Below are 18,619 nucleotides of genomic sequence, written 5' to 3'. Positions count from 1 at the left end.
ATCTGACATATATGCCCAGTTGAAAGTAACGAACTCGGTCTTGCCCGCGGACCAATGTGAGCATGGATAAATGCTTGAGGCAACGAATTCCCAGACAGTGACTTCAGGGGCCGCGGCTCCCGTCAACCCGGCTCTCGCCGCAGAGGCCAGGATCGCGCGGATAGCCGTGACGGTTTTCCCACTCCTGGTTGTGCTGGCTGGCGTCCTCGGATTCCTCCTTCCGGAACTCTTCAAGCCCATGGGCGTCGCCGTTCCTTATTTGCTGGGCGTCATCATGTTCTGCATGGGCCTCACGCTGACGCCGCCCGACTTCGCTTCTGTGGCGCGGCGTCCTTGGGCTGTGGCACTCGGCATCGTGGCGCACTATGTGATCATGCCCGGCGCGGGCTGGTTGATTGCCGTCCTGCTTCAGCTTCCGCCCGAGCTCGCCGTCGGCCTTATTCTTGTGGGCTGCGCACCGTCCGGTACGGCGTCCAACGTGATGGCGTTCCTGGCCAAAGGCGACGTCGCACTGTCGGTGGCTGTCGCCTCGGTTTCTACGTTGATCGCTCCCGTCGTCACGCCTGCCCTGACTCTCCTGCTGGCCGGTTCGTTCCTGCACATTGATGCTGGCGCCATGGTGCTGGATATCGTGAAGACCGTGCTGCTTCCGGTCATCGCAGGCCTGCTCGCCCGACTCTTCCTCTCGAAGCTCGTCGCGAAGGTGCTGCCGGCACTTCCCTGGGCGTCCGCCGTCGTGATTTCACTGATCGTGGCTATCGTCGTGGCCGGCAGCGCCAGCAAGATCGTTGCAGCCGGCGCCATCGTGTTCCTGGCAGTCGTCCTCCACAATGGCTTTGGGCTGGGCCTGGGTTATCTCGCCGGTAAACTGGGCCGCCTGGATGACAAAGCCCGCCGCGCCCTGGCATTCGAGGTTGGCATGCAGAACTCCGGCTTGGCCGCGACCCTTGCCACGGCGCACTTCAGTCCACTGGCCGCGCTGCCCTCCGCCGTCTTCTCTCTGTGGCACAACATCTCCGGCGCGATTGTAGCGGCATGGCTGGCTCGCCGCCCGCTGAAGGACTAGCGTCCCCGGGCTCGCGTCCCGCAGCCCGACTTATACCTGCTTCAACCAGTTGGACACCCCTTGACGCAATTAGTTGTGAACGTTAACAATTACGGAAGCCAACAAGTAGCCAACCGGGAAGATCATTCAATGAAGAACTGGGCAGGAAACCTTGAGTATTCGTCCGCAGACGTCCAGCGGCCCACCTCCGTGGACCAGCTGCGCGGGCTTGTGGCGAACGCGCCGCGGATCAAGGCCCTTGGTTCCCGTCACTCGTTCAACAACGTCGCAGACACCGATGGCATGCACCTTCTCCTGGATGCATTGCCCCAGGAGATCTCACTTGATCCCGGCAAGGGCACCGTCAAAGTCAGCGGCGGTATCAGCTATGGCGCACTCTGCCGGGCAGTCGAGGAACAGGGTTATGCCATCCACAACCTCGCTTCGCTCCCCCACATCTCGGTTGCGGGAGCCATCCAAACCGGGACGCACGGCAGCGGTGTCGGCAATCTCTCCCTGGCTGGCGCCGTCGAAAGCATTGACCTGGTGCGGGCAAATGGCGAGCTGGTGACGCTTAGGCCGGACGACAACGAATTCCTCGCCAGCGTTGTGGGACTCGGCGCCCTGGGGATCGTCACAGGACTGGAACTGGCCGTCCGGCCGAGCTACCAGATGCGGCAGCGCGTGCTCACGGGCCTGCCGTGGGACCGGGCGCTGGCCGATTTCGTGAACATCGCGTCGGCCGCCTACAGCGTCAGCTTCTTCACGGACTACACCGGAGACGCCATCCCGCAGGTGTGGTTCAAAGCCCTGGATACCGAGCCAGCCCTGCCCAACCTCTTCGGTGCAAGCGCGGCTACTGCCGCTCTGCACCCGCTGCCCGGGATGTCGGCGGAAAACTGTACGGGTCAGCTGGACGAGCCCGGCAAATGGCTGGACCGCCTGCCGCACTTCCGCCACGAATTCACGCCGAGCAACGGTGAGGAACTCCAGAGCGAATTCCTCCTGCCCCTGGAGCATGCACCTGCGGCTCTTCAAGCTGTCCGAGAGCTCGCGGACAAGCTGGCACCCCTGCTGTTCATCTCCGAAATCCGTACAGTAGCGGCCGACGAATTCTGGCTCAGCCCGTTCTACCGGCAACAAAGCGTGGCCCTCCACTTCACATGGAAGCCACTGCAGGCCCAGGTGGAAGCGGTACTCCCGGAAGTTGAGGAAGCACTGCGTCCCTTCGGCGCGCGACCACACTGGGGCAAGCTCTTCACGCCAAGCCTGTACGACTTCGCCACTCTCTACCCACGCTTCGAGGACTTCTGCAGCCTCGCCGCCACCAACGACCCCTCGGGCAAGTTCCGCAACCCCCTGTTGGACAGCATTTTGGGAGCCACAACCTCGTTGCTTGGCCGCTGATCCGTTGCTACTCACCACGGAATAGCAGGTTAGCGACGTCCCAGCGGCCCTCCTGACCAAACGCGCACGACGACGGCGGCCCGGCTCCCCGCAAAGGGCTGGACCGCCGTCGGGGTTAAGTCGGCCGGACTACTGGATGTGCGCCAATACGGCTCCCGCGGTCACCACGCCGCCGGGTGCCGAGAGCACCTCGGAGAGCGTGCCTGCACGGTGGGCTGCCACCTGCGTTTCCATCTTCATGGCCTCGACTACCAGTAACGGGTCGCCTGCAGAAACCTCGGTGCCGGGCTCCACGAGCCACTTCACCACGGTGCCGGCCATGCTGGAGACCAGGGCTGATTCCGCTGGCGGGGCTACCCCAGAATCGGAGGCTCCCACGTAGTCACCCTGCAACCCCGTGACCACCGAGCCTGACGGAAGTGCCTGCCCTGACCGGGCCCAACCCTCCAGCAGATCAGCCGGGAGTCCCACCGCGAGCCGCTTGCCGTCGACATCCACGGTGATGGTGCGCCGCACGCCGCCAGGGGCAACCATGTTGTATTCGGGATCAACGGGGATCTGATCTGCAAAGTCCGTCTCGATCCACCGGGTGTGAACATTCAGCCCGGCTACGGGCGTAAAGTCATCGGACTCCACAACGGCGCGGTGGAATGGCAACACGGTGGGCAGTCCGGTGATCTCCATTTCCGCAAGTGCACGGCGTGCGCGGCGCAGCGCTTGCTGGCGGTCGGCGCCAGTAACAATCAATTTGGCCAGGAGCGAATCGAACTGCGGTGCAATAAACGAGCCCGCGCGGACGCCGGTGTCCAGGCGAATGCCGGGGCCGGTGGGCGCTTGGAACGATGCCACTGTGCCCGGGGAAGGCAGGAATCCGCGGCCAACGTCCTCTGCGTTGATGCGGAACTCGAAGGAATGGCCCCGTGCGATGGGATCCTCGGAAATGCTCAAGGGCAGGCCGGCTGCAACACGGAACTGCTCCTGAACGAGGTCAATCCCAGCCGTTTCCTCGGTAATAGGGTGCTCAACCTGCAGGCGCGTGTTTACCTCAAGGAAGGCCACGGCCCCGTCCGCGGAGACGAGGAATTCGACAGTCCCGGCGCCGTAGTAGCCGGCCTCGCGGACGATTGCTTTGGCTGCGTCATAGATCTGTTGCTGCTGGGACTGGGTGAGGAACGGCGCAGGCGCCTCTTCCACGAGCTTCTGGTGACGGCGTTGAAGGGAGCAATCGCGCGTACCCACCACAACGACGTTGCCGTGGGTATCCGCGATGACCTGCGCTTCCACGTGCCGAGGCCTGTCAAGGTACTGTTCAACGAAGCATTCCCCACGTCCGAACGCTGTGATGGCTTCGCGCACTGCGGAGTCGAAAGCCTCCTCCACTTCGGCGAGTTCGCGGACAACCTTGAGCCCGCGGCCACCGCCGCCAAAGGCCGCCTTGATGGCCACCGGCAGTCCGTGTTCCTCGGCAAAAGCCCGGGCTTCAGCAGCATTGGCAACCGGCCCGTCGCTGCCGGCTACAAGGGGTGCACCAGCACGGACAGCGATCTCGCGGGCTGTGATCTTGTTGCCCAACTGTCGGATCGACTCCGGTGACGGACCGATCCACTCGAGTCCGGCGTCGAGAACTGCTTGCGCGAAGTCGGCGTTTTCCGACAGGAAGCCATACCCGGGGTGGACGGCGTCAGCACCCGACTGTTCAGCAACGGATAGCAGCTTCGCGACGTTGAGGTAGGTCTCAGCAGGGCTGTTTCCGACCAGGCTGTAGGCCTCATCCGCGGCACCCACATGCATTGCGTCGGCGTCGATGTCCGCATAGACGGCCACGGACGAAATGCCGGCGTCATCGCAGGCTCGGGCGACTCGAACAGCGATTTCTCCGCGGTTCGCAATCAGGACCTTTCGCATCAAATACTCACTTCTCTGGGGTCTTGGTGAAGTCGGGGGAATCGGGGACCATCCGGAACCGGATCCGTCCGCCAATGGGGACCTGCCCGGCAAGGTCAAGGTGTTCGTCGCGAACCACGCCGATCACGGGGTAACCACCGGTGATGGGGTGGTCGGCCAGGAACAGCACGGGGAGGCCGGCGGGCGGGATCTGGAGGGCACCAGCCATGGTCCCCTCACTGGGAAGTTCACCCTCGCGGGCGCGCTGGAGAGGAGTACCGTCCAGTCGCATGCCCACGCGGTTGGATTGTGGTGTGACCAGCCATTCCTGGCTTGTTAGGGACTCGATGGCGGACTGATCAAACCAATCAGCACGGGGTCCGGGAACCACATCGAGAACGGTGACATTGGCACCCGGAAATTCCGGTTGCAGCTCCGGGCTTCCAACCGCAGTAGACGCCGTGGCGTCGCCCGCCGGGAGCTCCTGCCCGACCACCAATGGCGCAGGTCCGATCCCCGACATCGTATCGGCCGAACGACTCCCCAGGACTTCGGGAACCGCTATGCCACCGCGGATTGCAACATAGTTCCGGAAACCGGCCTCGGGCGGTCCAACAGTAAGGACTTCGCCGTCGAGCAACGCGAATGGAGCAGCCATGGGAACGCTGCGCACTGCGTCCTGGATGCCGCCGTCAGATTCTTCGAATTCAACCGACGACGGCGACTGGACCGTTAGGGTGGTGGGCGCACCTGTCACGGCAATCACTTGGTCGCCGATTGCCTCCACCGTAAGCCCGCCATTGACGGTTTCGATGGCTGCGGCCGACGAACTGTTGCCGACAAGACGGTTGGCCCGCCGGAGCGATGCCCGATCCAACGCGCCGGCCGCCGAGACCCCCAAAGCCCCGTAGCCTCTGCGGCCAAGGTCCTCGATAAGGCTTTGAGCGCCGGGGTTGAGTACCCGTAATCCGGAGTCCGTGTGGTGATCCGAGTCGGGTTCAGCTTGATGCGCCGCACTGGCCGTGACAACCTCCCGAACAGCCCGGTACTGCACCCTGTCACCGGGCCGAACCAGGGCCGGTTGCGGACGGTCGAGGTCCCACATCCGGGCTCCCGTTCGGCCAATCAGCTGCCAACCGCCGGGAGAGCGCCGGGGATAGACAGCCGAGTACTGGCCGCCGAGGGCCACGGATCCAGCGGGAACAGCCGTGCGGGGTGAAGGGCGGCGGGGAACCGTGAGGACTTCATTCTCGCCCACCATGTAGCCGAATCCGGGAGCGAAGCCAGCGAAGGCAACAGTCCAAATCTGGCCGGTGTGGGCCGCAATCACGCCCTCCACGCTCAGCCCGGTGAGCTCCGCGACATCGGCGAGGTCATCGCCGTCGTACACGGTATCGATGACGACCAGCCCGGAATCGGTAACGTCCGTCGCGACGAGTTCCAGTTCGAGCAACCGGGCGCCGATGGCCCGGGTTGCCGCTGCGGATTCGCCAACCACCATAACTGTTTCGGCTGCTGCCAGGACGTCTACCTGGCCAGGGAGCGGAGACTTGTAGAGCATGTCCTGCAAGGCCAGTACGTCCTGCAGCCCATCCAGTTCCGCAAGGACGGCACGTGTGCCGACGGGTCGCACGGACCGGACCCTCTTCGCGGTGGTCGTTTGCTTCGCAGTGGTCGTTTGCATCACGGTCTCCATCATCCGCTTCGTCGCCAATTAGGCGGCCGACTCCTGCAGCAGGCGAAGGTCTTCTTCAGGCTTCGGATCCCGGCCCAGGAGCATACCCACGATCGTGACAACGGCTGTCAGGACGAGGTACCCGGCGATCAAATACCAGCCGCCGGATGCCGCGCCGTAGAGGGCAGTGAAGATGATGGGCGCAACAGCTCCACCAATCACACCGGCCAGGGTGTAGGCCAGGGAGCTGCCGGCATAGCGCAGGCGGGCTGGGAACTGCTCAGTGATGAAGGCGGCCTGCGGGCCATACATGAACGCGTGCAGCGCCAAACCGATCACCGTGCCGATGGTCAACATAACCACTGACTTGCCCTGGATCATGAGGAAGAACAGGGGAATATAGACGGCTGTGGCGGCCGCTGTGACGCCGTAGACAAGGCGGCGGTTGAAGCGGTCGGTAAGAGCGCCGGCCAACGGAATGAGGAACAGCTGGAATGCGGATCCGATGAGGATGGCTGCCAGGACATTACCCGTGGTCATGCCAAGTTGCTTGGTGGCGTACACCGCAACAAACACGGTGAAAAGCGCGTAGAGGACGTCCGGGCAGACCCGGGAGAGCGCTGCTGAAACCAAGGCCTTGGGTTCAGTGGTGAAGACCTCTTTGATGGGTGCTTTGGGTCGTTCGCCGTGGGCCTGGATTGCCTTGAAGACCGGGGTTTCTTCGAGCTTGAGGCGGATGATCAGGCCAAAGACCACCAGGAGTGCGGATGCCAGGAAGGCGACGCGCCAGCCCCAGGAAAGGAAGGCCTCGTTGCTGAGTGAAGCAGCCAGGATGGCGAGGACGCCATTGGCCATCAGGTTGCCCGCAGGCGGGCCGATCTGTGCAGCGGAGGACCAGAAGCCACGCTTGTTGGGGTCGCCGAATTCACTGGACAGCAGAACCGCTCCGCCCCATTCGCCGCCTACACCGATGCCCTGGGCGAGGCGAAGAAGAACCAGGATGGTGGGCGCCGCCACGCCGATGACTGAGTAATCGGGCAGCGCACCTATGAGTACGGTCGCGACGCCGATAAGCACCAGCGTGAATACCAGGACGTACTTGCGGCCAATCTTGTCGCCCAAACGCCCGAAGATGACGCCGCCGATCGGGCGGGCCAAGTAGCCCACCGCGAAAGCTGAGAAGGAGAGCAACAGTGCAACGAACTCGTCGTTGCCGGGGAAGAAGATCTTGGGAAAGACGAGGGCCGAAGCCACGGAGTAGATAGCGAAGTCATAATATTCAAGCGACGTGCCGGTGAGGCTCGCTATGTATGCCTTGAGGGCGCCGGCCGGTGGCTTCCTTGTCACGGCCTTGGCTGCGTTGGTGCTGGTCATGGTTTCCTCCGGGGGATGAGGGGTTTGCTGCGGGGCCTGGTTCAAACAGGTCTAGAGGAACGAGCCGATGCTGACGCCGGCGTCGTCGAGAGCGGACTTCACTGCAGTGGCCATCGCGACGGCCCCCGGTGAGTCACCATGCACGCAGATGCTTTCTGCGTGGATCTTCAGGATGGAACCATCGATCGTCCTGACGGACTGTTCGGTGGCCATCCGCAAAACGTGTTCCGCCACTTCGGCGGGGTCGTGCAGGACGGCGCCTGGCTGTGAGCGCGAGACGAGGGTTCCGTCCGGGTTGTAGGCGCGGTCCGCGAACGCTTCGGCAACGCCACGAAGGCCGGCTTCCTCAGCGAGGCGCAGGACTTCGGAACCGGGAAGGCCGAGGATCGGAAGGTTGGGGTCAACCGATTTCACGGCGTCGACGACGGCCTTTGCTTGCGCCGTGTGCTTGACGATGGCGTTGTAGAGGCCGCCATGGGGCTTCACGTACTGGACGCCCGCACCCGTCGTGGCAGCCAGCGCCTGCAGGGCCCCGATCTGGTAAACGACGTCGTCTGCCAGCTCCATGGGATCAACGTCCAGGAAGCGACGGCCGAATCCTGCAAGATCCCGGTAGCCGACGTGGGCGCCAATCACGACGCCGGCCTCAGCCGCCTTTTTGCAGGTGCTGCGAATAACGCTGGGGTCGCCAGCGTGGAATCCGCACGCAACGTTGGCACTGGAAACGGATTCGAACATGGCTGCGTCGTCGCCCAGCGTCCAACGCCCGAAGGACTCTCCGACGTCGCTGTTCAGGTCGATGACTGCCATGGTGTGATTCCTGCCTCGTGATGTGCGTTACATCAAGGATGCACCAGATTTCCGGATTGTTCAACAATCCAGCGATCCTAATTTTTGGCAATCGTGTAATTTTGGTGTCATGGCCAGTGCAGATCAGGAACCACGGGGAAAAGCCGGCATCGACGGCGCTGGCGCCCGCATGCGCCTCCGAGTGCCTTCGGTTGCCGAGAGGGTTGCCGAAGAACTGCGCTACCAACTGGCCGAGGGCTTCCTCGTGCCCGGAGCCAAGCTCACGGAAGCCACCATCGCCGAGGACCTGGGGGTTTCGCGCAACACCGTCCGTGAAGCGTTCGCCGAACTGGCCAGCGAGCGCCTGCTGGTGCGGCAACCGAACCGGGGCGTCTATGTGGCCACGTTGGAAGCCGGCGACATTCACGATGTCTACACCGTGCGCAGGGCCATCGAGGTCAGTTCCATCCGGGCCGGAGGCTCTCCAGAGCGCATCGCCGCGGTGAGGGCCGCCGTCGAGGAGGGAAAGCGCGCAGCAGCGGCAGACGATAACGAAGGCCTCGGCAGCGCCAACCAGCATTTCCACGGGGCCATCGTTGCCTTGGCCGAAAGCGGGAGGCTGAACTCGATCATGGCCCAAGTGCTCGCTGAGATGCGTCTTTACTTCCACAAGGCCACCATGAACGCGCACTTCTACAGCGACTGGCTAAAGGAAAACGAGCAGATCTGCTCGGCACTCGAATCCGGCGACCTGGAGCGCGCCGGGGACCTTCTGCTCGCCTACCTCAACAGGTCAGAGCAGCAACAGGCCGCGATCCACGGCGAATAGCCGGGATTCGCTGCGCTCCCTCCCACTTGCCTCAGTCCGCACCGCGAATTTTCGCCGATTGCTGCGCTCCAGGACGCAAAATCAGGCCGCAATATCGCGGAGCAACCGGGCAGGAGCGTCAGCGCTTGCCCTTCTTGCGCGAACCCTTGCCACGGCCCTTGTCCGGATTCGGGGCGTAGCGCTGCGCCACGGCGGGCTTCTTGGCCCCGCTCCCACGACGATCCGGCTTGGGCGCCTTCTTCGGCTTCTCCTGCCGGGCCGACGGCTGGCGTGAACTCTGCGCCGTCCGGCCGCGCACGATCCCAATGAATTCCTCAATCACCGGGCTATCTGTTCCCGCAAGCCAAGCGAGGCCAATCTGAGTTCCAGGAGCGCCGGTCAGAAGCCGCATCACTGTCTGCTTGTTGTTCAGGTGCCGGGCCACTGACATGGGCAGGATGGCCAACCCGGCTCCGGAAGCCACCACCTGTAAGGCCATATCCGGCCCGCCCATTTCCTCCACGTCCAGGAAATTCTCCTCGGACAGGTCCTCCAGCGCCACCTCTTCAAACACGGAGATCTCGTGTCCCTTGGGAGCGACCACCACCGGCTGCTCTTCATACAGGGGAATGACGTTCAGGCCTTCCCGGTCCACGGGCAGCCGAACAAAGCTAAGGTCAGCGGAACCGTCGCGCAAAACTGAAAGCTGCGCACCGTCGTCGGACATGAACGCGTGCAACGGGACGTCCGGCATCCGCTCTTCCCACCGCCGGATCCATTTCCCAGGCGTCACACCCGCAACATAAGCGAAGCGAAGCTCGCTCGGGGGCTCGGTTATTTGGGCGGATTCTTCAGCGTCTGGCACACACTCACAGTACCGGCCAGATACCCTTGAAGCATGACGTCCTCGAACTCCCAGTCCATGAAACCGGCAACCGTTGCCAAGAAACTCGGCATCTACCTGCCCGCGACACCCCAGGAGTTCCAGGATTCGTCCATCTCCCGCGAAGAATTCGCCGAACTCCAGGCCAACCCGCCGGAGTGGCTCGCCGAGCTCCGCCGCAACGGCCCGCACCCGCGCCCGGTACTGGCACAGAAGCTGAACGTCTCCATCAGCGGCCTGGCCCGCGGTGGCGTCGAAGAAGCACTCACGACGGCGGAAATCACCGAGCTGCTGCAGGCTCCACCACAGTGGCTGGTTGTGGAGCGCGCCACGCACGCCGCCGTCCGCGCCGAAGCACAGCGCGTCAAGGAAGAGGCTGCGAAGAAGGCAGCCACCAAGGAAGCCAAGGACAACGCAGCAGCCAAGCGCGATGCCCCGAAGACGTCAAAACGCGATCACGCATAGTATGAGCTGGCTGTGGCCGGGACCAGTTGGTCCCGGCCACAGCTGTTTAATTAGTCCTGGTGTAGCTGCACGAAGTTGCCGCAGCCGTCGTCGAACACTGCGCTGATGCCGGAAGGATCCTCGGAGGGCTCGCCCTTGAACGTCACGCCGGCTGCAACCAAGCGCTCATACTCGGCCTGCACATCCGGTACGCCGAAGACGATGGCGGGGAGGCCGGCGTCGTGCACTGCGTTCATGTAGTTGGCGCCGATCGGGTTGTCGCTGGGTTCCAGCAGGAGTCCCACGGAATTGTTGTCTGCGCTGTTGTCCGCGCCGGGATCCTTAATGATGAAGAGGTTGTGCTCGGGCATGGCCATCAGGGTTTCGAAGCCCAACGTTTCCGTATAGAAAGCATGGGCCGTAGCGGGGTCCTTGACGTGGATGCTGCACATTTTCAGTCTCATGGGCCCTAGGCTACGCCCCTGGACCCAGAGAGTGGCAGCGTGGGAACACTCTGGCGCATACTGAAATCACAGCAGCGCGTACTCGCCTGGAGGTGGTCCAATGCCCGCCATGATGCTCCTGTGGGGCCTAGCCTTGGTGCTCGCAACAGCGGCAACAACGTTCGTCCTCCACAGAAAACTCACGCATGGGCGCGGCCCGGAACCGGACACGATCTTCTGGGATCTCTTCGCCGGCCTGGTCGTGATTCTTCCGGCCATCCTGGTTCCCGCAGTGGAATGGGCGCCGGCCGGACTGATCATGGTCTTCGTCGGGATGACCGCTGCAGCAGCAACGCTGGCTACCAGCCGCAAGGTTGACCGTCTCCACGCAGCCGAGCCCCGGCGTCGTCGTGGTATTGCCAAAACTGCCGCACGCCACGCGAGCGTCCTCCAGCAGTGGCAGCGCTACGAACTCGATCCCGGGCAGGCAATAGATTTCCCGGCAATGACGGACGTCAGGATGGCCGAGACAGCTGCCCTTGCCCGCGCCATGCGGGAGGCTGAACGCTGCCGGGTGACACCCGGGACTGACTACCAGGCCGCCGTCGAGCGCCTGGCCCAAGCACTCATCGAAGCGGAGCGTGCGGCAGGGGTGCCGAGGGCCGGACAACCCGCGCCGAGGTGACACTTAACACCAATGCTAGGCGCGAACATGGGTGTTAAGTGCCATCTCGGCGCGTGTCCCAGGCGCTTTGCCTAGCCGACCGGCAGCGCGCTCAACTTGTTGGCCTCGACGATCCGGGCAGCGGTTGCCTGGCCCATCCTGACCGCGCCGTCCACATGCTGGTAGCCCTCCGCGGCGAGGTCCGACGAGGACCAGTAGATCGGTCCGACGTTGGCGTGCTGGTCCTTGCCGTAGCGGTGCAGGCCGCCGAGATCGTAGCTGGAGGCGTATGCGCCGCGGGTCCATTCCTCGGAGCCCCAGTCTGACTCGTAGTAGACCTCGGGGGTGAGGGCCTTGTCGCCGAGGAAGCCGGCGATGGACTCGAGGACGGCCTTCTTGCGGTCTTCGGCGCTGAGCTCGAACACGGCGTCGGCTTTTTCATCGGAAATGAAGCCCACCAACGTGCCGCGGGAGTCGCCGTGGTTGGTGTTGTCGTAGACCTCCTGCACCAAGGCGCCGGCGCTGAAACCGGTGCCCGAGAGGCCTTCTTCGCGCCAGAACGGCGTGCTGTAAACAGCGTGAACCTTGATGACCAAGCCCAGTGACTGGTGCTGGTGCATCTGGTGCTGGCGGCGCGGCAGCGGCGGGTTGAAGGAAACACGCGAGTACAGGTTTGGCGGCACCGCCATGATGACGTACCGCGCGTTCACCGTGGCTCGCTCAGACTCAACCGTCACGCGGTCGACGTCCCAGTTGATGGTGCGAACCGGGCTGTTAAGCACGACGTCGGAACCCAGCTCGGCGGCCTGGAGCAGCGAAACCTGCTGCATGCCACCAATGACGCGCTTGTCCAGGATGAAGTCCTCGTCCGTCAGGTGTGTGAAGGACCCAGCGGAAGCGGCCATGAGGACGGCCTGCAGCGCAGAGAAGGCGTGGGCAGGCTTGGTCAGCATGCCGCCGGCGATGAAGAGGCCGATGTTGTTGCACGCTTCTTCATCGTTGGAGTTCTGACGGAGCCAGTGGTGGAAGGAGATGGTGTCCAGTTCGCGGGCCTTGGGGTGCGCCCAGGGCTCGGTGGGACCGATCTCCGCGGCGAGCCCGTCCAGGATGGCAACGAGCTTGTCCATCTCGGCCTTGGTGTGCTCGTTAACGGGGAAGGTGTCACCCGTGTACTGGACGCGCTTGCCGTCTGCGCCGATGTAGACGGACTCGCCGTCGCGGTAGCGCGGGTACATTTTCAGTCCCAGCTCGTCCAGCAGGTCCATGAGGGCCGTCTGGTCCGGGGAAACCCACTGGCCGCCGATTTCCAGCATGGCGCCGTCAATGGTGTCGGTCCAGGTGCGGCCGCCCACGCGGTCGCGTGCTTCGAGCACTGCGACGCTGAGTCCGGCCTTCTTCAGTTCGCGTGCCGCCGTCAACCCTGACGGTCCGGCACCGACGATCACAACGTCGCGATCAAGATTCTGCATGATGTCCTCTCCGTGGCCGTCCGTGGTGGCTGACCAATAAATGAATGGCATTCATTTATATTTGATAATAGCTGCCAAGTCCGCGAGTGGGAAGACCCGATGGAATAATGCTGGAGATACAGGCAGCAGAAAGGCTTCCGATGCCCGCACCCACACCCGCGCCCGAACCCGAGCCGGGCGCTGCCCCAGCTTCCGCCAGCAAGGCGCGGCGGCGCGCCGGACGGCCCATGGCACGCATCCTGGACCAGAACGGCATCACGACGGCGGCCCTGGAGTTAATCAGCAGCAAGGGTTACGACGGTCTCACCATGGCAGCCCTGGCACGTTCGCTGGGCGTGGCGCCATCCGCCCTCTACAACCACGTAGCCTCCAAGGACGACGTGCTCTTGCTGGTGGAGGACCACTTGGCCGCGATGGTTGATGTGTCCGCTTTTGGTGTGGAGCCGTGGGATGTGGCCGTGCGCCGCTGGGCATGGTCCTACCGGGATGTGTTTTCGCAGCACACGCCGCTGATCCCCGTTATTGCCGTACTTCCGGTGGCGAACGCTCCGAAGACCCTGGCGATGTACGAGGCCGTGACCGCCGGATTCCGCGACGCCGGGTTCCCGGAAGAGAAGATCATTTCGGCGATTGTTGCGTTGGAGGCCTTCGTCTTCGGGGCCGCATACGACGTCACCGCGCCGGAGGACATTTTCGACGCCGGCTCGCTTGCGGACCAGGTGCCCAACTTCACGGCAGCCGTGGACAGACTCGCCTTGGAGCGCCATCCACGGCCGACCGATGTTGCTTTTAGTTTGGGGCTTGAGGCGCTGATCACCGGGTTCGGCGCGCTGCGGGGGTAGTTTTTGAGGAGGTCGTCAGCGGTCCCTTCCGCCCGTGCCTAGCGGGCGCCAACCACCACGACCTCGAACGTTGTGGACCCCGGCTGGAAGAACTTTGCGTTCACCACGGCGAGCGTGTCACCGAACAGGGCCGCCGTCGTTGGAGTCTTGAAGAGCCCACTGGTGATGACGCCCTTCAGCTTCCCGGATTCCTGGTCATCGTCCAACACGAACCTGCTGACCTGGTTGAGCATGTTCTGCACCGCCCAAAGCTGGTTGCCCTTAACTACGATGCCATCGACGGCGGGAACGCTGACGCCCTCGATTATTTCGCTTGCACCCGTTGCAGGGTCGACCGTGTAGAGGGCGCCGTTTCCTGAATGGGCGACGATGAGGCTCTCGCCGTCCGGAGTTGCTGCGATGCCGTTGAGGTTGAACTGCGACGTCGTGTCATTCGCGGGACCGGACAGAGAAAGTGTCCGGACACTGCCGAGTTCGCCGTCCTGCCCAACCGGAACAAGGTACAGTTCAGCGGCCACGGAATTCGTGAACCAGGCGCCTTCAGGGGTCAAAGCAACGTCGTTGATAAACGCTGGACCGGTGGTCAGTTGGAGCACGGCGACCGTCTGGCGTGTATCTGTGTTGTAGACGTAAGCTTGCCCGGTCCCGCCCCCAGCGACAAACAACAGGCTGTTGCCCACATCCGCGGTCATCCCGACAGCGGCCCGGCCATCAGGCACGTCGATGAAAAGTGACGCCGTTTGCTGGCGGACGTCGCCGCGGAAGATGTCTCCGTTTCCAAAGTCTCCGGCGTAGAACGTCGTTCCTGCGCCGGCGGCAATTCCTTCGGCCGATGAGGCTCCAGGCAGGGGGATGAGGTAATCCGTGGCCCGGGCGGCAGAGGCCAACGGCGCGGGGCCGAAGAAGGCCGCGAGCACAAGGGCGACTACGCCCGCGAAGACGCGGCGCACAGCCCTGGTTCGGGGCTGTGACGGGTCCCGGCGCAGGAATCTGCCCCGAGCGATGACAGTGCTGTGGTTTGAGTGACGCATGATGCTCCCTGGATCAGGTTCCGGCGGAACACGTCCCCGCCATCTGCGGGAGCTCCGCCGATTGTGCTGTCAGTCTAGGCACCGGCCTGACGGCGTGCCAGAGCTTGCGGAACATAATTTCTTGTACTACAAGTTAATAACTTGTATCCTAAGTTTCAGGCAAAGATGCCCGCACCTTAGGAGAACCATGAGCCCTGTAGATCTCATTCGCCACATCAAACTGTCAACGGCCCGTTTGCCCCTCACCGTGCCCATCAGCGACGCCAAGGTGTTCACGGGCCGCCAAAAGCCGATGACCGAAGTAGTGTTCCTCTTCGCCGAGATCACCACGGAGCAAGGCCACAGCGGCATCGGGTTCAGCTACTCAAAACGCGCCGGCGGTCCCGCACAGTACGCCCACGCGAAGGAGGTTGCCGAGGGCATCATTGGCGAGGACCCCAACGACATCGGCAGGATCTACACCAAGCTTCTGTGGTCCGGAGCATCAGTGGGCCGCTCGGGCGTTGCAACCCAGGCCCTGGCTGCCATCGACATCGCGCTTTACGACCTCAAAGCCAAGCGCGCCGGACTCCCCTTGACCAAACTGCTGGGCTCATATCGCGACTCCGTGCAGACCTACAACACCTCCGGCGGCTTCCTCAACGCCACGTTGGAAGAGGTCAAGGCACGCGCAACGCAGTCCATTGAAGAAGGCATTGGTGGCATCAAGATCAAGGTTGGCCTCCCGGATTCCAAGGAAGACCTCCGTCGCGTGGCCGGCGTCCGCGAGCACATCGGCTGGGACGTACCGCTCATGGTGGACGCCAACCAACAGTGGGACCGTGCGACTGCCCTGCGCATGGGCCGCCAGCTTGAGGAATTCAACCTCATTTGGATCGAAGAGCCGCTGGACGCCTACGATTTTGAGGGCCACGCGCACCTTGCCCAGGTTTTGGATACGCCCATCGCCACGGGCGAGATGCTGGCCTCCGTGGCGGAACACAAGGGCCTTATCAACGCCAACAGTTGTGACATCATCCAGCCCGATGCACCCCGCGTTGGCGGCATATCCCAGTTCCTGCGCCTCGCTGCGCTTGCGGATGAGCGCGGTCTTGGCCTGGCTCCGCACTTTGCCATGGAGATCCACCTGCACTTGGCCGCTGCCTATCCGCGGGAACCCTGGGTGGAGCACTTCGATTGGCTGGATCCCCTCTTTGAGGAACGCCTGGAGACCAAAAATGGCCGGATGATCGTTCCGGACCGCCCCGGACTGGGCGTTACGCTGAGCGGGCAGGCCCGCGCCTGGACCACCGAATCCGTGGAATTCGGCGCGTAATCTTGAACCCATGAGCCGAAACCTGACTGCGGATCTCGCCGCCGACCTTCGCACCCGCATCGTCGACGGCGTCATCCAGCCAGGTGAGAAACTCCCCAGCGAAAACACCCTCATCAGCGAATTCGGCGTCAGCCGGACAGTGGTCCGCTCCGCCCTGACCCGCCTGCAGGCTGAAGGACTTGTCGAAACTGAACGTGGACGGGGCAGTTTCGCACTGACCCCGCCGGCGGACGGACCTACGCAGGCCCCCGGAACCCGTCCGGTATCCAGCATGGAAGAGCGGCTGCAGATGCTCGACTTCCGGATCGGCGTCGAGACCGAAGCAGCAGCCTTGGCGGCCCTGAACCACACGGGCCATCAATTGAAGGCAGTGCATGGTGCACTGGAGCAATTCACCGCGAGTTCGGGCCACCCGGCCCACTCCATGAAGGCTGACTTCGAATTCCACCGGGCCGTTGCTGCAGCGTCAGGCAATCCCTTTTATACGGACTGCATCACCGCCCTGGGTCAAACAATGATCACCATGCCACGCACGCGCCTCCTGGGCAGTGAAGAGCAGGACTCCCGGGAACGGTTCGAACAAGTGGTCCACGAGCACTCCTCTATATACGCAGCCATCGCCGACCGCGACCCAGCCGCTGCCGCCGCAGCGATGCGCCTTCACCTGAGCAATTCACGACGCCGGTTCAAGGGTTCGCCGCGCGGCTGACCTCCCGCTTCGCAGCCCAACTGAGTCGCATTAGTGCGCGTTTAGAGCCGTCTAAACGCGCACTACTGCGACTGAGTTGGGGAAACAACAAAAGAGCCCCGATCCTAAGACCGGGGCTCTTTCAATTGCGTGCGCGAGGGGGGATTTGAACCCCCACACCCTTTCGGATACTGGCACCTGAAGCCAGCGCGTCTGCCGTTCCGCCACTCGCGCGCAACTTCTTTTTCAGGACTTCCACCGGTCTCCCAGCTTCGTTTCCTTCAAAAGCAGCGAGATCAAGCATAACGGACATTCCAGACAAAACACCAATCGAGTCGCTGCCGGGCTGTGGGCAACGCTGCTGGGAGGTGCCCAAGCCATACAACTTTTGCTTAACGGCACGGAAATTTCACCCCCTGGCTCCCCCGGCAGAACGGGCCGGAATCGAACTTTTCCGCGTCGTAAGGCGTTGTGGATTAAGGCCATTCCCAGACACTCCCAGTAGTATCGGGAAGTGGAAGGGCCGTTCGGCGCTCACTTTGCTGTGTGCGTGGACGGGTCGAAGCACCGAGTATTGAACCAGGCACAGTGGGTGCCGCGGCGAGGAAAGGAGAAGGACCATGGGTTTGCTGGACAAAGTCGAGCGCGGCATTGAAAAGGCTGTCCGCAATGTCTTCTCCACGGGGTCGCGGGCACGTGTTGAGCCTGTGGAAATCGCGAGCAAGCTACGGCGCGAGCTGGACAATAAGTCCATCACCATCGCAGCCGGGCGCACTCTCGCCCCCAATGTGTTCGATGTCCTCCTCAGCGACGAAGATTTTGGACGTGCCCAGGAGTGGGGGACTCCACTGGCTGAGGAACTGTGCGATGTAGTCATCCAGCACGTTCGCAGCCAGGGCTACACTCTCCAGGGCGCGGTCCGGATTTCGTTCCGTCGAAATGAGGAGGAACGCGCCGGTCACTTCGAAATAACTTCCCGGACCGAGAAATCCTCCGACGACGCCGCTGCCGCACCACAAGCCCCGCGGCCGAATGTTCCAGCTGCACCCGCCCGGCAGCCCACCCGACTCCAGCCTGTCCTGGACATTGCCGGCCAGCGCTATTCCCTCAATGCCCAGTCGGTCGTGCTGGGCCGCTCTTCGGAAGCGGACATCCTGGTGGATGACACCGGAGTTTCCAGGAAGCACCTTGAGGTCCGCACCCAGAACGGCACTACGTGGGCCGTTGACCTTGGTTCCACCAATGGCAGTTACGTCAACGGTCACAAGGTGGACGGCAGCGTGGAGCTCACTGACGGCTCAACCATCACGATGGGACGTACCAAGATCATTTTCCGCCTCCTCCCCCAGACCCTGGGTGGCCACGCGTGAACGACATCAGCGAACTGACCATCACGGCACTTCGCTTCGGTTTCCTGCTGTTGCTGTGGGTCTTGATCTTCAGCATCGTGTCCACCATGCGCCGCGACTTCCAGATCGGCCGCAAGGCTGTGACCGGAGCCCCGACAGCACGCGAGGTCCGCAAGCACCCCGAATTGGCAGCTTCCCCGCCGCCCGCCATCCAGCATGCGCGCAATTTGGTGGTCACTGAGGGCCCCCTCAAGGGCACCACACTTCCCTTGGCGGCAAGCCCCATCCTGTTGGGCCGCGCGCAGGAAGCCACGCTGGTCCTGGAAGACGACTACGCTTCCGGCCGGCATGCACGCTTGTTCCCGCAGGGCAGCCGCTGGTTCATTGAGGACCTTGGGTCCACCAACGGCACCTACCTGGCCGATCAGCAGCTCACCCGTGCCCTGCCGGTGGAGCTTGGCGTTCCCGTGAGAATCGGCAAGACGGTTATTGAATTGAGGCCGTAGTCC

At 63.2% G+C, this 18,619-nt stretch carries 18 protein-coding genes and 1 tRNA gene; 10 read left to right on the top strand and 9 right to left on the bottom strand.

Going from position 1 to position 18,619, the window contains the following annotated elements; translation table 11 throughout:
- Positions 1–70: 70 nt before the first annotated feature.
- Entirely contained in the window at positions 71–1,066 is a 996-nt protein-coding gene (locus LDN82_RS00250; RefSeq protein WP_224165959.1) for a bile acid:sodium symporter family protein, read from the top strand.
- 129 nt (positions 1,067–1,195) lie between these two features.
- Entirely contained in the window at positions 1,196–2,452 is a 1,257-nt protein-coding gene (locus tag LDN82_RS00245) for a D-arabinono-1,4-lactone oxidase (protein ID WP_224165958.1), read from the top strand.
- 129 nt (positions 2,453–2,581) lie between these two features.
- Here the strand turns inward: LDN82_RS00245 and LDN82_RS00240 are convergent, their stop codons facing one another.
- The 4 genes from LDN82_RS00240 to LDN82_RS00225 are packed head-to-tail and all read right to left on the bottom strand — an operon-like array spanning position 2,582 to position 8,195.
- Entirely contained in the window at positions 2,582–4,357 is a 1,776-nt protein-coding gene (locus LDN82_RS00240; protein ID WP_224165957.1) for a biotin carboxylase N-terminal domain-containing protein, read from the bottom strand.
- Positions 4,358–4,364: 7 nt separating this feature from the next.
- Positions 4,365–6,032: a 5-oxoprolinase/urea amidolyase family protein gene (locus LDN82_RS00235; RefSeq protein ID WP_224167601.1), complete on the bottom strand. Its 1,668-nt coding sequence runs from the start codon at positions 6,030–6,032 to the stop codon at positions 4,365–4,367.
- A gap of 18 nt (positions 6,033–6,050) precedes the next feature.
- A complete protein-coding gene (locus tag LDN82_RS00230) occupies positions 6,051–7,385 on the bottom strand; it encodes an MFS transporter (protein ID WP_216924323.1) in 1,335 nt (444 codons plus the stop codon).
- Between the two features lie 51 nt (positions 7,386–7,436).
- Positions 7,437–8,195, bottom strand: a complete 759-nt coding sequence (locus LDN82_RS00225; RefSeq protein ID WP_224165956.1) for a 5-oxoprolinase subunit PxpA — start codon at positions 8,193–8,195, stop codon at positions 7,437–7,439.
- 109 nt (positions 8,196–8,304) lie between these two features.
- Here LDN82_RS00225 and LDN82_RS00220 point away from each other — a divergent pair, with 109 nt between their 5' ends.
- Positions 8,305–9,003 (top strand): GntR family transcriptional regulator, encoded by a 699-nt coding sequence (locus tag LDN82_RS00220; RefSeq protein WP_224165955.1) that lies wholly within the window; start codon positions 8,305–8,307, stop codon positions 9,001–9,003.
- A 118-nt stretch (positions 9,004–9,121) separates the two neighbouring features.
- Here LDN82_RS00220 and LDN82_RS00215 read toward each other — a convergent pair whose 3' ends face one another.
- Entirely contained in the window at positions 9,122–9,847 is a 726-nt protein-coding gene (locus LDN82_RS00215) for a LysR family transcriptional regulator substrate-binding protein (RefSeq protein WP_346347106.1), read from the bottom strand.
- Positions 9,848–9,880: 33 nt separating this feature from the next.
- On the opposite strand from LDN82_RS00215, the gene LDN82_RS00210 reads away from it, so the two are divergent.
- On the top strand, positions 9,881–10,330 hold the full coding sequence (locus LDN82_RS00210) for a DUF5997 family protein (protein WP_224165953.1): 450 nt from the start codon (positions 9,881–9,883) through the stop codon (positions 10,328–10,330).
- A 50-nt stretch (positions 10,331–10,380) separates the two neighbouring features.
- On the opposite strand, the gene LDN82_RS00205 is transcribed toward LDN82_RS00210, so the two are convergent.
- Entirely contained in the window at positions 10,381–10,773 is a 393-nt protein-coding gene (locus tag LDN82_RS00205) for a VOC family protein (RefSeq protein WP_224165952.1), read from the bottom strand.
- Between the two features lie 100 nt (positions 10,774–10,873).
- On the opposite strand from LDN82_RS00205, the gene LDN82_RS00200 reads away from it, so the two are divergent.
- Entirely contained in the window at positions 10,874–11,437 is a 564-nt protein-coding gene (locus tag LDN82_RS00200) for a hypothetical protein (RefSeq protein WP_224165951.1), read from the top strand.
- Between the two features lie 71 nt (positions 11,438–11,508).
- Here the strand turns inward: LDN82_RS00200 and LDN82_RS00195 are convergent, their stop codons facing one another.
- Complete coding sequence (locus LDN82_RS00195; protein WP_263422277.1) at positions 11,509–12,885, bottom strand: NAD(P)/FAD-dependent oxidoreductase; 1,377 nt, start codon at positions 12,883–12,885, stop codon at positions 11,509–11,511.
- Positions 12,886–12,992: 107 nt separating this feature from the next.
- On the opposite strand from LDN82_RS00195, the gene LDN82_RS00190 reads away from it, so the two are divergent.
- Positions 12,993–13,727 (top strand): TetR/AcrR family transcriptional regulator, encoded by a 735-nt coding sequence (locus LDN82_RS00190; RefSeq protein ID WP_224165949.1) that lies wholly within the window; start codon positions 12,993–12,995, stop codon positions 13,725–13,727.
- Between the two features lie 38 nt (positions 13,728–13,765).
- Here the strand turns inward: LDN82_RS00190 and LDN82_RS00185 are convergent, their stop codons facing one another.
- The gene (locus tag LDN82_RS00185) at positions 13,766–14,758 is read right to left on the bottom strand and encodes a hypothetical protein (RefSeq protein WP_224165948.1); all 993 of its coding nucleotides are present in this window, start codon (positions 14,756–14,758) and stop codon (positions 13,766–13,768) included.
- 187 nt (positions 14,759–14,945) lie between these two features.
- Between LDN82_RS00185 and LDN82_RS00180 the strand changes: the two genes are divergently transcribed.
- Positions 14,946–16,073 (top strand): mandelate racemase/muconate lactonizing enzyme family protein, encoded by a 1,128-nt coding sequence (locus LDN82_RS00180; protein WP_224094526.1) that lies wholly within the window; start codon positions 14,946–14,948, stop codon positions 16,071–16,073.
- A gap of 10 nt (positions 16,074–16,083) precedes the next feature.
- Positions 16,084–16,782, top strand: a complete 699-nt coding sequence (locus LDN82_RS00175) for an FCD domain-containing protein (RefSeq protein WP_224094525.1) — start codon at positions 16,084–16,086, stop codon at positions 16,780–16,782.
- A gap of 130 nt (positions 16,783–16,912) precedes the next feature.
- On the opposite strand, the gene LDN82_RS00170 is transcribed toward LDN82_RS00175, so the two are convergent.
- Positions 16,913–16,995 (bottom strand) — tRNA-Leu (locus tag LDN82_RS00170).
- Positions 16,996–17,381: 386 nt separating this feature from the next.
- Between LDN82_RS00170 and LDN82_RS00165 the strand changes: the two genes are divergently transcribed.
- Both LDN82_RS00165 and LDN82_RS00160 read left to right on the top strand, forming a co-directional pair.
- Complete coding sequence (locus LDN82_RS00165; protein ID WP_216924342.1) at positions 17,382–18,131, top strand: DUF3662 and FHA domain-containing protein; 750 nt, start codon at positions 17,382–17,384, stop codon at positions 18,129–18,131.
- Between the two features lie 5 nt (positions 18,132–18,136).
- Positions 18,137–18,616, top strand: coding sequence for an FHA domain-containing protein (locus LDN82_RS00160; RefSeq protein WP_224095160.1), 480 nt, complete (start codon positions 18,137–18,139; stop codon positions 18,614–18,616).
- The last annotated feature ends 3 nt before the right edge of the window (positions 18,617–18,619 follow it).

The organism is Arthrobacter sp. StoSoilA2 (assembly GCF_019977195.1).
Lineage (GTDB): Bacteria > Actinomycetota > Actinomycetes > Actinomycetales > Micrococcaceae > Arthrobacter.
The sequence above is the reverse complement of the archived record's forward strand: the minus strand, read 5'-3'. Positions and strand labels throughout refer to the sequence as shown.